Raw genomic sequence first — 14,181 nt, 5'->3', positions numbered from 1 at the left:
TTCATCATACAATTAACTTTATTATTGTGCTAGAGATCACAGTTAAAAGAATGAAAAAAAAGCAGAGGACCAAAGATCCTCTGCTCAAGCGGGTGATCTATGATCCCCGCTGGTCGATTTATAAATAGCTTTTATTGGATGGGCTATTTTATTTTACTTGCATACCCGGTTGAGCACCGCTGTCTGGGCTAAGCAAGAAAATATCTTTTCCGCCAGGGCCCGCAGCCATCACCATGCCTTCTGACATACCAAAACGCATTTTGCGAGGAGCCAAGTTTGCGACCATCACCGTTAAGCGGCCTTCAAGTGCTTTTGGATCTGGATAGGCGCTACGAATACCTGAGAAAACTTGGCGAGTTTCACCACCAATATCTAATTGCAGTTTTAGCAATTTGTCAGAACCCTCAACAAAATCAGCTTGTTTGATCAACGCGATGCGCAGATCAACCTTTGCAAAATCATCAAAGCTGATGGTTTCTTGGAGAGGATCATCTGCAAGTGGACCAGTTAAGACTTTCGCAGGTTTGATACTTTCTTTAGAGGCTTCAACCATCGCATCAACTTTTGCCATTTCAATGCGTGAGAACAACGCTTTAAATGGTGCGACTTCATGGTTAGTTAATGGTGTTGCGATTGAGTTCCATGCCAGTTCGACATTTAAGAATGCTTCAGTACGTTGTGCAAGACCCGGTAGAATAGGTTTCAAGTAAGTCATTAACACACGGAACAGATTGATACCCATTGAGCAGATATCTTGTAGCTCTTGGTCTTTGCCTTCTTGCTTTGCAACAACCCACGGTGCTTTTTCATCGACATAGCGGTTAGCAATATCAGCTAATGCCATAATTTCACGGACAGCTTTACCATATTCGCGGCTTGTATAGGCGTCACCAATTGATTGTGCAGCATCAATAAATTGCTGGTACAGCTTAGGATCAGCTAAGGTCGCGGATAATTTACCGCCAAAACGCTTAGCGATAAAACCAGCATTGCGTGATGCTAAGTTAACCACTTTATTGACAATATCGCTGTTTACGCGTTGAACAAAATCTTCTAAATTCAAGTCGATATCATCGATGCGTGATGAAAGCTTAGCAGCATAATAGTAACGTAAGCAATCTGCATCAAGATGATCTAAATAGGAGCGAGCAGTAATAAAAGTACCGCGTGATTTAGACATTTTTGCACCATTCACGGTGACATAACCATGAACAAACAGATTGGTTGGCTTGCGGTATTCGCTGCCTTCAAGCATTGCAGGCCAGAACAAGCTGTGGAAGTAAACAATATCTTTACCGATAAAGTGATACAGATCGGTTTTTGAATCTTTATTCCAAAATTCATCAAAGTTGAGGTTGCCACGTTTATCACACAGGTTTTTAAATGAGCCCATGTAACCAATAGGTGCGTCTAGCCAGACATAGAAGTATTTACCCGGTGCATCAGGGATCTCGAAACCGAAATACGGTGCATCACGAGTAATATCCCACTGCTGTAAACCTGATTCGAACCACTCTTGCATTTTATTCGCTACTTGCTCTTGCAGAGCACCGGAACGAGTCCACGCTTGTAGCATGTCGCTAAATGCAGGCAGATCGAAGAAAAAGTGTTCCGTTTCACGCATTACTGGGGTTGCGCCAGAAACGACCGAACGCGGGTTAATCAGTTCTGTTGGGCTATAAGTTGCGCCGCACACTTCACAGTTATCACCATACTGATCTTCTGCTTTACAGGTAGGACAAGTGCCTTTGACAAAGCGATCTGGTAAGAACATGCCTTTTTCAGGATCGTACAGTTGTGAAATAGTACGGTTTTTAATAAAACCGTTATTTTTTAATTTGCTGTAGATAAGCTCTGATAACTGTTTGTTTTCTTCACTGTGAGTCGAGTGATAGTTATCGTAACTGATAGCAAAACCCGCAAAATCTTCCTGATGCTCTAGGTTCATTGCAGCAATCATTTCTTCAGGTGAAATCCCCAACTGTTGAGCTTTCAACATGATTGGTGTGCCGTGTGCATCATCTGCACAGATAAAATGAACCTCTTTGCCGCGCATTCGCTGATAACGGACCCAAATATCAGCCTGAATGTGCTCCAGAATATGACCGAGATGGATTGAACCGTTAGCATACGGTAACGCACAGGTTACCAATAGTTTATTCGCGACTTGAGACATAGTAATGATCTTACTTCCATTATTAAAAAGGGACTTTGATGTTACCCGATCACAACTTTCGCTGCTAGGGTAATAGGATATTAATTGCCAAATCAGGCAAAAAAGCATTTTTTTGCTGTTGAGTGTCTTTTAATTGGTAAGGCGCTCACTATTTTGGTGGTTTCTGGTATGATGAATAATAGTCAAAGTACCATAGTGTTAAAAATATAAAATAAAGGAGCCGGGATGAACGATAAATCCCCCGAGCAGAACAATCCAGAACTGCTGACTGAAAAAGTCTCCACTGTTTTGGCTTCATTTACACACCCAACACTGAAACGTAATCTGATTTCTATCAAAGCATTACATCATTGTGCAATGTTGGACAATGTGTTGCATGTCGAATTAGTGATGCCGTTTGTTTGGAAAGGGCCATTTCAGGCACTGATCAACGAAAAAACAGCAGAACTGAAAAAAATCACTGGTGCTCATGCAGTTGAGTGGAAACTACGCCATGATATCACGACACTAAAACGTGCTAATGATTTAGCGGGCATTAACGGTGTTCGTAATATTTTAGCGGTGAGCTCAGGTAAAGGTGGTGTGGGTAAATCCAGTACCTCTGTCAACTTAGCGTTGGCTTTGGCACAAGAAGGGGCGAAAGTCGGTATTCTTGATGCTGATATTTATGGCCCATCGATTCCAAACATGTTGGGTACCACCATGGAGCGACCAACTTCTCCAGATGGTCAGCACATGGCACCGATTATGGCCTATGGTCTTGCAACTAACTCAATTGGTTACTTAGTCACTGATGACAATGCGATGGTATGGCGTGGCCCTATGGCAAGTAAGGCGTTGATGCAAATGCTGCAAGACACCTTATGGCCTGACTTGGATTATCTGGTGATCGATATGCCACCGGGAACAGGTGATATTCAATTAACCCTTTCACAAAATATCCCTGTTACAGGAGCTGTTGTGGTAACAACGCCACAAGATATTGCATTGGTTGATGCGATGAAAGGGATCGTAATGTTCAAGAAGGTTAACGTTCCTGTACTTGGTATTGTTGAAAACATGAGTGCGCATATTTGTAGTAACTGCGGTCATGTTGAGCCTATTTTTGGTACTGGTGGTGCTGAAAAGCTGGCTGAAAAATACAATACTCAGCTGTTAGGGCAAATCCCACTGCATATTTCATTGCGTGAAGATTTAGACCGTGGTCAACCTACTGTAATGCGTGATCCTGAAGGCGAGTTTGCTGATATTTATCGTGAAATTGCTTCCAACATCTCTTCATTGATGTATTGGGAAGGCGATAAAATCCCAACCGAGATTTCATTCCGTGCAGTATAAAACCCAGTAATATTAAAGGATCTGCTTAAGTAGATCCTTTAATTATCATTTCTTTTCAAATTCTTTTTTCTTCAGCCTTTTCTTATTTATCGTCTGCTTGTTTCGTTATTTTACTGTGATAGCGTAGAATAGCTCGATACCAGTGTTGCGTATTCGATTTTATTTTTGGCGGAAGCCTAAAAGGTGACTATGAAATTTTTAATTTTGATTGTCGTATTAGTACTGATTGTTATTTACTTTTATAACCGTATTGTCGCAATGCGTGAGGCTGTTATCTCAAGTGAAACGGAGATTTCAGTACAATTAGATCGCCGCGGAAAAGTATTTGATAGTTTGCTGGCAACGGTCAAAAAGTATTTAAGCCACGAATCTGAAGTTTTCAGCAAAATTACTGAGCTGAGAACACAAGCACAAACCGCAACAGGTGCACAGGCACGTGAAGCAGAAGATGCATTGTCTAAAATGGTGAGCAGTGGAGCAATTAACGTTGCGGTGGAAGCTTACCCTGAGCTGAAATCTGATGCGATTATGGCGAACCTGCAAGAAGAGATTGTTTCAACAGAAAACAAACTTTCATTTGCAAAGCGTGGCTATAACCGTGCATTAGAAGCCTATAAAGCTTATATTGCCTCCATGCCAGCGGTATTTATTGTTGGTATTATTCCTAGCCTAAAAATCGATAAAGATTATTGGCGTCTTGATGAAGAAACGATTAAAAGCGAAGAGTCTCGCCGCATTAATTTTGATTAAATATCGTCGTTATTGATATGTCGCTTAGGGTATATTGCCCTAAGCGAGCTAGTCATACAGGGAATTTTATGGATTTTAGAGACGTCATACGCAAAAACAATATTCGTACCCGTTTGGTGGTGATTAGCTATATTTTTATCATGCTTATTGTTGGTTTATTGGCAGATACTGCAACACACCCTGATGAGCGAATTGGTTTTTTTGATAATCTACTGATGTTTGTCACTTTTCAACAACTACCCGTGGCGACTTTAATTATTTTAGGGCTCACCTTTTTAGGGCTAATTTATATTCATTATCGTGGTCATAAAATGATGTTAGCGGGTATGAATGCAAAAGAAATTACTGCTGAAAATGCTAGCACCCCTGAAGAAAGGCAGCTATGTAATATATTAGAAGAACTCAGTTTAAGTGCTACTTTACGCTATGTTCCCCGTTTATATATTTTAGAAAGTGATGAGCCAAATGCTTTTGCTGCCGGTTGGACATCAAAAAATGCATTAGTCGGTGTCACTCGTGGCTTATTAGAGACGTTGAATCGCCAAGAAGTCCAAGCCGTTATGGCACATGAAGTCGGTCATATTATTCATGGTGATTCTAAGTTGACCCTGTATGTGGGAATTTTGGCGAATGTCATTCTCACTATCACTAATATATTTAGCCAGTTATTTATTCGTACTGCTGGGCGGAGCCGCAATAGTGCCTCAAATAAGGCGCAAATTATTTTATTAGCGCTCAATTTTGTGTTGCCGTGGATCACGCAAATTCTTTATTTTTACCTTTCACGAACCCGCGAATATATGGCAGATGCGGCGGCGGTTGATTTAACCACAGATAACCAAGCGATGATCAGTGCACTGAGAAAGATTTCAGGGAAACATGAAAAAACAGAGTATGACCATTCCAGTACTGGTGATGCTTATCGTAGTGCCGCTTATATTTTTAATAAAGGGGATTCGGTATTTTCAACGCATCCTTCAATTGAAAATCGTATTGCGGCATTAGAAGGACGTAAGAAGTTTTAAATATATACTCGTCATACTTCAAGTTGCAGCGTTGTTGACTACACTCACTCGCGCCAGTCACATAGTCATCTATGCTCCTTGCGACTCGCTCATTTGTCGCCTAGCTGCACCTCGAATTATTTAGAGTATACATACCTCTTAAGTGAATTTTTGTTGATATCTGGCGTTTTTTTTAGCTTGTTTGCTTTGTGGCGCTGGAACCCTGCGCCATTAGCTTCTATAATTCGGCAACCGTAACTTTATGAAGTTATGCATTTCATTTCAGATTTTCATTTAACCAGGTTACCATTTTATGACTGACATAGCGCATCACTGTACCATTGTAGGTATATCGGGAGCTTCTGCATCCGGAAAAAGCCTTATCGCGAGTACCCTATATCGGGAACTCAGGGAAAAGGTCGGTGATCACAATATCGGTGTTATACCAGAAGATTGTTATTATAAAGACCAAACTGATATCCCCATGGAAGAACGGTTAAAAGTGAATTACGACCACCCAAATTCAATGGATCACAGTCTGCTCTATCAACACCTCAAAGCTCTAAAAAACGGCCAATCCGTTGAAATTCCCCAATATGACTATGTCGCTCATACCCGTAAAGACACCACTATCCACTTCAGACCTAAAAAAGTGATTATTATCGAAGGGATCTTGTTGTTAACTGATAAACGCTTGCGTGAAGAGATGGACTTTTCAATTTTTGTGGATACTCCGCTCGATATTTGCTTGATGCGCCGGATAAAACGTGATGTAAATGAGAGAGGTAGAACATTAGACTCAGTTATTGAACAATATAATAAAACTGTTCGTCCTATGTTCTTACAATTTATTGAGCCGTCTAAGCAATACGCCGATATTATTGTTCCACGCGGTGGTAAGAACCGCGTTGCCATTGATATCTTAAAAGCGAAAATCGGCGAATTTTGCCAAGACTAGCCCAGAGGCTTTAAGGCGATGAAAAATGAAGAAGGGGGATACCGTCATGCGTCTCTGTGACCGCGATATTATTCAATGGTTGGATGAAGGAAAATTAGTCATCAACCCACGCCCACCAATTGAAAGGATCAATGGCGCTACTGCTGATGTGTGCCTGGGAAATCAGTTTCGTGTTTTCCGAGGGCATACCGCTGCGTTTATTGACTTAAGTGGCCCAAAAGATGAAGTTAACGCGGCATTAGATCGCGTGATGAGTGATGAAATTATTCTTAAAGATGATGAGCCATTTTTCCTTCACCCAGGCGAATTGGCACTTGCAGTCACTCTTGAGTCCGTTACCCTGCCTGATAACGTGGTTGGGTGGTTGGATGGGCGTTCATCATTAGCACGGTTAGGTTTAATGGTGCATGTCACAGCGCATAGAATTGATCCCGGTTGGTGTGGGCAAATTGTGCTAGAGTTCTATAACTCAGGTAAATTGCCATTAGCCCTGCGTCCGGGTATGGTGATCGGAGCGTTAAGCTTTGAGCCATTATCAGGTAGTGCAGATCGCCCTTATAATAGCCGACAAGATGCTAAATATAAAAATCAGCAAGGGGCGGTAGGTAGTCGCATTAGCGAAGACTAAAGATGTATGACGGATTTACTATATATATACTTATCGTAAATCCGTAAATTGCAGGGACAGGCCTTTTTTGGCGTAGCAGACATAATTTAAGCGAGGGAAGAATGAAACGGTTTCTGACGACACTGGTCATTTTATTGGTTGTGGTTGTAGTAGGGCTAACCGCGTTAGTGATGCTCGTTAATCCAAATGACTTCAGGCAATATTTGGTCGAAAAAGTGGAGAAAAAGAGCGGCTATCAGCTCGATTTCAAAGGTGATATGCGTTGGCATGTTTGGCCGACACTCAGCATTATTACTGGCCCTGTCTCGGTAACTGCACCAAATGCCAGCCAACCTGTTTTAAGTGCGGAGAATATGCGCCTTGATGTGGAACTATGGCCTTTGCTTTCTCATCGCTTATCCGTTGAACAAATCGTTTTAGACGGCGCTGTTATTCGCCAAACCCCTGAAAGTGAACCGCAAATCAATGCTAACTCGCCAATAGCGCCTGAAGGGCATCAACGTACACCAACCTCCACAGAAAAAAGCCAATGGTTGCTCGATATTAATCAAGTTGAAGTATCGAATAGCTTGGTGATTTGGAAAACTAAAAACGACGAATACAATTTACGCAATATTGATCTCTCACTAAAAAAAGGTGATGAGCGTAAAATTAAAGCTAAATTTAGTGGTAACTTAAATAAGAACCAGCAAGAGTTGCGCTTTGATGCACAAGCTGAGTTAGATCTTTCGCAGCTATCGCATCAAATTAGCGGACAATTAAGCCAATTTGATTATACTTTTACGGGTGTTGATTTGCCTGAAGGTGGTATTACGGGGCAATTTACCGCTGACTTTGCCTATATTAAAGATGATATTGCCGCAGCCAGTTTAAGTAATATTGTGATCAAAGCGAATGATAGCGAACTAACAGGTAAAATTGATGCCAAGTTGGGAAATATTCCTGATGTCAATGTGCAGCTTTCCTCAACCACATTGAACCTTGATAAGCTGCTAGGTGCTCCGCATGCACAAGATAATACGAATAGCAGCACTAACACTAATGCAACGAATGAAACAGAGAACCCCGCACGAGTTGGTGTGAAACCCGTTATATCTGGCAAACAAGTGAAAAAATATGATTTATCGAATTTGAAATCATTTACTGCCAATATTAACTTGAATATCGATAATTTGGTGTACCGCGGAATGGCGGTCAATGCCGTCAAATTTGCAGCACAAAATCAAGCACCACAACTAGTGATTTCACAGCTTGAAGGTAAGGCGTTTGGTGGGCAGTTCTCACTTCCTGTCACTATTGATTATGCTAATGTTCCTGCACAATTAACAGCTAAACCGAATATTCAAAATATCGATCTCACGCCGTTATTAAAAGCCTTTAATATGCCTGAGAAACTGAGCGGTATTGTCACTATTAACGCCGATTTGTCTGGGCCGGGCTATGATGACCATGCGGTGAAGAACTTATGGCAAGGCCCCGTTAATTTTAGCCTGCGTAATGCACGCTTAGCGGGTCTGAATATTCCATTATTGATCCAACAATCGATTTCACGAGTGACTAATAAAATTAATGCTCCTGTGAATACCGGTAATTATACCGAAGTAGAATTATTTACGGTTAATGGCCGCTTAAATAAAGGCATTATTAATATTGCTTCGATGCAAGCGACTTCACCGTTGATTTCAATTTCAGGCCAAGGTTGGGCTAATGTGCCAGCGGAAAGCTTAGATGTTAACTTAGGTGTACAAATTACTAAGGGGTGGGGGGGCGATTCACGCTTTATCCAACAATTGCAAGCGATGACCATTCCGTTACGTATTTATGGCGGATGGAATAATCTGCAATATCAACTGAATGTTGAAAAACTGCTGCGTAATGAGCTAAGAAGTCAGGCTAAAGAAGCCATTGGTAATTTCTTGAAAAAAGAAGAGAAACAAGGGCTCAGTGATTTATTGAATGCGTTGTAAGCTTTTCATTAATAAATGGCATCATCAGCACAAGATGCCATTTATTTGCATAAGCTTATTAGAGTACGTTAGGTGCGTGTTGATATTGAGGTCTGTTAGCATCTACTTTTTTAGCTGCTTCTTTTATAGCTTGGTTATCTTGATAACCTTTTTTGGCTTCAATCTTATTTTTAACGCCGTCTGCGCTATTTAATTTTTGTTCAAATTTTGTAAGGGTTTCTCGTTTTTTAGAGTCGCTTTTGTAACCTACATCATCTAATCTTTTTTTATAATTGGATGTTTTTTCTTGTAAATCATTTAATTGAGCTGACAGCTGTTTAAACTGATTTTCATTTTTTTCCCCATCTATAGCCCCATGTTCATTATTTATACTATTTAGCAAGCTGCTCATACTTTTTAAAATAGAGTTGACATCTTTTTCTATTCCTTTTAATTCTTTAAGCTTAAATATTCCACTGTCAACTTTGTTAGTATTTTGCTGACTTATTACTGGATTTGATGAAGAGCTATTTGATGCACTTTTTATGCCTCCAGTGATACCTGAGTTCTTAGCTGTGTTTTGTGCATATTGCAACGAATTGACTTTATTTAATTGGGAATTATTGACTGACTGAACCATTCTAACCTCGAATAACATTATTAAGTTGCCCAAATTATTGAATATCCCAATAATAAACTCTTTCAAAAAACGCCTTCAGCTTATCAATATTGGCTGAATATTTTATCAATAAATACAAATCGACCAATAAAACAGCAAAAAAATACCGGCCAATTGACCGGTATTGTGTATGTTATGAGTACATCATCAACAATGATTATTCTTCATCGTCAGTATGTCTTTTGGGTGGAATAATCAGTACTTTGCTAATACGGTGGCTATTGACTTCCAACGCTTGGAAAATACAGCCATTGATTTCAATTTTTTCACCTTCTTCAGGGATACGCTGAAGGTGTTCCATCAATAGGCCCGCAATCGTTTCATACTCACGTTTGTCTTCTAAGTGAATTGGCACAAACAAAATAAGGTCTTCTAATGGCATAAAGCCATTAGCAACCCAATTGCCATCTTCCAATTTTTGAATATCGTGGCGTGAGTCGTTGTCTTCCGAGCCCTCAGGTAGGTTACCTGCGATAGTTTCCATTACGTCGGTCAATGTCACCACACCTTCAACGGTACCAAACTCATCAACCACAAACGCAAAGTGAGTTTGTGCCTTACGGAACTGTTCAAGGGCTTTTAGCAGTGATAAGCCTTCAGGGAAGATCAGTGGCTGTGAAATCAGTGCACGTAAGTTCAATGGTTTTCCGCTTAGCTGCTGCTTAACCAAATCAAGGATATGAACGACACCAACAGGTTCATCACTGATCGTTTCATCAATCACCACAAAACGTGAATGCGGATTTTTTTCCATTAATTGCAATAAATCACTAGCAGATTTATTGATGTCTAAATATTCCACATCGTGACGAGAGGTCATGATACTTTCAACGTTACGCTGCGCCATCCCTAAAACACGGGCAATCATTTGGCGCTCTTGCGGATCAAATACAGATTGGTTGTCAGCAATTAAGCTTGAAGTACGTGCATCCAACTCGGCACTTTCATGTTTACCACTCAAAATACGCAATACTGCTTCAGCGGTACGTTCACGTAGTGGGCGGCTGCCTTTTAAGAATTTACGGCGATTGAACTGGGCAAATTGGTTCAGTACCTCAATCATAATTGAGAAACCAATTGCTGCGTACAGGTAGCCTTTCGGTATAGCGTAACCGAAACCTTCAGCCACCAAGCTAAAGCCGATCATCAGTAAGAAGCTAAGACACAATATAACGATGGTCGGGTGATTGTTTACAAAGCTAGTTAACGGCTTACTTGCCCAAATCATTAGAGCCATTGCGATGGTGACAGCTGCAACCATAACACCTATATGGTCAACCATACCGACAGCAGTAATAACGGAATCAAGAGAGAATACCGCATCTAGGACAATGATTTGTGCAACCACAGCCCAGAAATTCGATGTTTTTCGTTGGGTATTGGTGTGTTCGTCCGCACCCTCTAGCCGTTCGTTTAACTCCATTGTGGCTTTAAACAGCAAGAATAGCCCCCCGACTAGCATGATAAGATCTCGGGCGCTAAATGGGTGATCAAAGAGTGTAATTAATGGCTTGGTGAGCGTGATGAGCCAAGACAAGCTAAATAACAAGATGACACGCATAATCAGTGCAAGCATCAGACCCGTTACGCGGGCGCGATCACGCAGCTTTTGCGGTAGCTTATCGGCCAAAATGGCGATAAAAACGAGGTTATCAATACCAAGAACGATTTCTAGAACGATTAGGGTGGCAAGCCCCGCCCAAATCGAAGGATCTGCGATCCATTCCATACAGTTTGTTTTACCTTCTAATATGACGGCTTATACCGACTGGTGAATAATGCGGTTTGTTGTCGCAAATTTCAATAAGAATTCACGCTGAAGAGACGATAATCTACAAATTATGTTTCGTTTGCGCCAACGATTGCATCAATAACTACCCAGAGGAACAAACCTGAGTTAACATGTGATCCTGTTAACAGAATTGTCAGCAATAAGATTGTTGGCGTAGGTCTTAATCAGACAGGAGTTTTTCATGTCAAAGCAACAGATTGGCGTTGTCGGTATGGCTGTCATGGGGCGCAACTTAGCGCTGAATATTGAAAGCCGTGGTTATTCAGTCTCTATTTTCAACCGTTCAAAAGATAAAACGGATGAAGTTATTGCCGAAAATCCAGGGAAAAAATTAGTTCCCAGCTACACAATTGAAGAGTTTGTCGACTCTCTGGAAAAACCACGCCGTATCCTGTTGATGGTGAAAGCGGGTGAAGCAACGGATAAAACGATTGCTGCATTGACTCCGCATTTAGACAAAGGTGATATCCTGATTGATGGCGGCAACACGCTGTACAAAGATACTATTCGTCGTAACCGTGAATTGTCTGAACAAGGCTTCAATTTTATTGGTACCGGTGTTTCTGGTGGTGAAGAAGGCGCTCTGAAAGGCCCATCTATCATGCCGGGTGGTCAAAAAGAAGCTTACGAGCTAGTCGCGCCAATTTTGAAAGAAATTGCTGCAAAAGCGGAAGGCGAGCCTTGCGTAACCTATATCGGTCCAGATGGCGCAGGCCACTATGTGAAAATGGTTCACAATGGTATCGAATACGGCGATATGCAGCTGATCGCAGAAGCTTATTCATTACTGAAAGGCTCTTTAAACCTCAGCAATGAAGAATTGGCAGAAATTTTTGCTGATTGGAACCAAGGTGAGCTGAGTAGCTACCTGATCGAAATCACCGCTGACATCTTCAAGAAAAAAGATGAAGATGGAAAATATTTGGTTGATGTGATTTTAGATGAAGCAGCAAACAAAGGTACAGGTAAATGGACTAGCCAAAGTTCATTGGATTTAGGTATCCCAGTGACCCTGATCACTGAATCTGTATTCGCACGTTATATCTCTTTCCTGAAAGACCAACGCGTTGCGGCATCTAAAGTACTCACTGGCCCAGTGTTGAAACCTGTTGAAGGCGATAAAAAACAATTTATTGAGAAGGTTCGTCGCGCTCTGTACTTAGGTAAAATTGTTTCTTACGCACAAGGCTTCCAACAGCTGAAAGCGGCATCAGATGAATACAATTGGGATCTAAACTACGGTGAGATTGCTAAAATCTTCCGTGCAGGCTGTATCATTCGTGCTCAGTTCCTGCAAAAAATCACTGATGCTTACAACGACAATGCGCAAATTGCGAACCTGTTGTTAGCGCCTTACTTCAAGCAAATCGCTGATGAATATCAGCAAGCTCTGCGTGATGTGGTGTGCTATGGCGTGCAAAATGGGATCCCAACACCGACGTTCTCTGCGGCGATTTCTTACTATGATAGCTATCGTGCGGCGGTATTGCCTGCTAACTTGATCCAAGCACAGCGTGACTACTTTGGTGCTCACACTTATAAGCGCACCGATAAAGATGGCGTATTCCACACTGAGTGGATGGAGTAATATTTAAAGTATTACTGTGATATTAAACAGTGATAGAGGGTGCTGTTAATTAATACAGCACCCTCTATTTATAGGTAGTTAAAATACACTTAAATTATTTTTTGTAGATGCCTATGCGGAAATTTCTTGTTCTCTTATTGTTGCTGGTACTGCTTAGTCCGCTAGCGATTGATCTATACTTACCGACAATCCCTGCGATTGCCATCGCATTAGGGTCTCCTGAGTCACTGATCCAATCAACCATTGCACTGTTTATTTTAATTTTTGGGTTAGGACAGTTAATTTCAGGGCCATTGATTGATCGTTATGGTCGTAAACCTATCGCAGTAATTGGTATTTTAATTTATATCATTGGCTCATCTGTTGCTGCGTTATCAACGACGGCAGAGATTTTTATTGCTGCAAGGGTACTACAAGGCGTTGCTGTTTGTTGTACTGGTGTGGTGGCCTTTAGTGGCGTACGTGACCGATTAAATGGCACTGAAGCGGCTCGTGCATTCGGTTTCTTAAACGGTACATTGAATATTGTTCCAGCGTTAGCACCACTTTTGGGTGGATTTCTTGCTGAATATTGGGGATGGCGAGCACCTTTTTGGTTCTTAGCGCTATACGCGTTACTTATTTTAGTATTGGTAGTGGCATTTTTACCTGAAACCCGCCCTGAAAGTTTAAAAGACGTTAAAAAACTGCAACTGAATCATTACCTGCATATCTTACGCCATAAAAACTTCCTGATATTTGCGTTAGTCAATGCAGGCAGTATGGGGATGGTATTGACCTATGTTTCCTTTTCTCCCGTAGTATTAATGGGGGATTCAGGTCTCACACCATTACAGTTTTCTTTAGCATTTGGCGCAAATGGTTTTTGGATCATGTTTGCCAGTTATGTAGCGAATTATTTCATTCCTAAGATTGGTCGCCCAAACTGCTTAAAAGCAGGCAGTATTTTTATGGGGCTGGGGTGCTTAGGGTTATTATTCGGTTTAACCTTATTGCCTGCTTCACTACAAAATCACTGGCTAGCCTATATTTTACCTGTCGCTTGTGCCTGCACTGGCCTTGCATTTATGATGGGAACGGCAACCAGTTATGCTTTAGAACCTTTTGAAAAGGAAGCAGGAACCGCTTCTGCATTAGTCGGCTTTATTCAAATGGCGGTGGGAGCTGCATTAAGTTTGCTAGCGATTTATTCAATGCTACCTGCAAAATGGGCATTGGCGGTTTTGATGCTATTAGGTTGTGTGATTGCGCTAAAAGCAAGGAATACCAGTTTAAAATTAGCTAATAACTAATTGAGTTAGGGGAACGGTATCGTTCCCCGC

General features: G+C 41.3%; 11 protein-coding genes. 8 read left to right on the top strand and 3 right to left on the bottom strand.

Annotation, left to right across the window (positions count from 1 at the left end):
• Positions 1 to 148: 148 nt before the first annotated feature.
• On the bottom strand, positions 149 to 2,176 hold the full coding sequence (gene metG / locus AC3Z9T_RS06560; RefSeq protein ID WP_490125407.1) for a methionine--tRNA ligase: 2,028 nt from the start codon (positions 2,174 to 2,176) through the stop codon (positions 149 to 151).
• 225 nt (positions 2,177 to 2,401) lie between these two features.
• Here metG and apbC point away from each other — a divergent pair, with 225 nt between their 5' ends.
• The 6 genes from apbC to asmA all read left to right on the top strand — a co-directional run bounded on the left by apbC (position 2,402) and on the right by asmA (position 8,821).
• Positions 2,402 to 3,514, top strand: coding sequence for an iron-sulfur cluster carrier protein ApbC (gene apbC / locus AC3Z9T_RS06555; protein ID WP_490125406.1), 1,113 nt, complete (start codon positions 2,402 to 2,404; stop codon positions 3,512 to 3,514).
• Positions 3,515 to 3,703: 189 nt separating this feature from the next.
• Positions 3,704 to 4,264 carry a LemA family protein gene (locus tag AC3Z9T_RS06550; protein WP_490125405.1) on the top strand — a complete coding sequence of 187 codons (561 nt, stop codon included), beginning with the start codon at positions 3,704 to 3,706 and terminating at the stop codon, positions 4,262 to 4,264.
• Between the two features lie 68 nt (positions 4,265 to 4,332).
• Positions 4,333 to 5,289: a zinc metalloprotease HtpX gene (gene htpX / locus AC3Z9T_RS06545; protein WP_490125404.1), complete on the top strand. Its 957-nt coding sequence runs from the start codon at positions 4,333 to 4,335 to the stop codon at positions 5,287 to 5,289.
• A 292-nt stretch (positions 5,290 to 5,581) separates the two neighbouring features.
• On the top strand, positions 5,582 to 6,226 hold the full coding sequence (udk, locus tag AC3Z9T_RS06540; protein ID WP_490125403.1) for a uridine kinase: 645 nt from the start codon (positions 5,582 to 5,584) through the stop codon (positions 6,224 to 6,226).
• A gap of 46 nt (positions 6,227 to 6,272) precedes the next feature.
• On the top strand, positions 6,273 to 6,854 hold the full coding sequence (gene dcd / locus AC3Z9T_RS06535) for a dCTP deaminase (protein ID WP_490125553.1): 582 nt from the start codon (positions 6,273 to 6,275) through the stop codon (positions 6,852 to 6,854).
• 101 nt (positions 6,855 to 6,955) lie between these two features.
• Positions 6,956 to 8,821, top strand: a complete 1,866-nt coding sequence (gene asmA / locus AC3Z9T_RS06530; protein ID WP_490125402.1) for an outer membrane assembly protein AsmA — start codon at positions 6,956 to 6,958, stop codon at positions 8,819 to 8,821.
• A 58-nt stretch (positions 8,822 to 8,879) separates the two neighbouring features.
• Here asmA and AC3Z9T_RS06525 read toward each other — a convergent pair whose 3' ends face one another.
• Together AC3Z9T_RS06525 and AC3Z9T_RS06520 are read right to left on the bottom strand one after the other, a co-directional pair.
• On the bottom strand, positions 8,880 to 9,506 hold the full coding sequence (locus tag AC3Z9T_RS06525) for a hypothetical protein (RefSeq protein ID WP_490125401.1): 627 nt from the start codon (positions 9,504 to 9,506) through the stop codon (positions 8,880 to 8,882).
• A gap of 130 nt (positions 9,507 to 9,636) precedes the next feature.
• On the bottom strand, positions 9,637 to 11,208 hold the full coding sequence (locus AC3Z9T_RS06520; protein WP_490125400.1) for a TerC family protein: 1,572 nt from the start codon (positions 11,206 to 11,208) through the stop codon (positions 9,637 to 9,639).
• Between the two features lie 244 nt (positions 11,209 to 11,452).
• Here AC3Z9T_RS06520 and gndA point away from each other — a divergent pair, with 244 nt between their 5' ends.
• Positions 11,453 to 12,859, top strand: a complete 1,407-nt coding sequence (gene gndA, locus AC3Z9T_RS06515; RefSeq protein WP_490125399.1) for an NADP-dependent phosphogluconate dehydrogenase — start codon at positions 11,453 to 11,455, stop codon at positions 12,857 to 12,859.
• Between the two features lie 113 nt (positions 12,860 to 12,972).
• Entirely contained in the window at positions 12,973 to 14,151 is a 1,179-nt protein-coding gene (locus AC3Z9T_RS06510; protein WP_490125398.1) for a multidrug effflux MFS transporter, read from the top strand.
• The last annotated feature ends 30 nt before the right edge of the window (positions 14,152 to 14,181 follow it).

This window comes from Providencia sp. 6390 (genome assembly GCF_058148425.1).
This window is presented reverse-complemented; position numbering and strand designations above follow the sequence as displayed.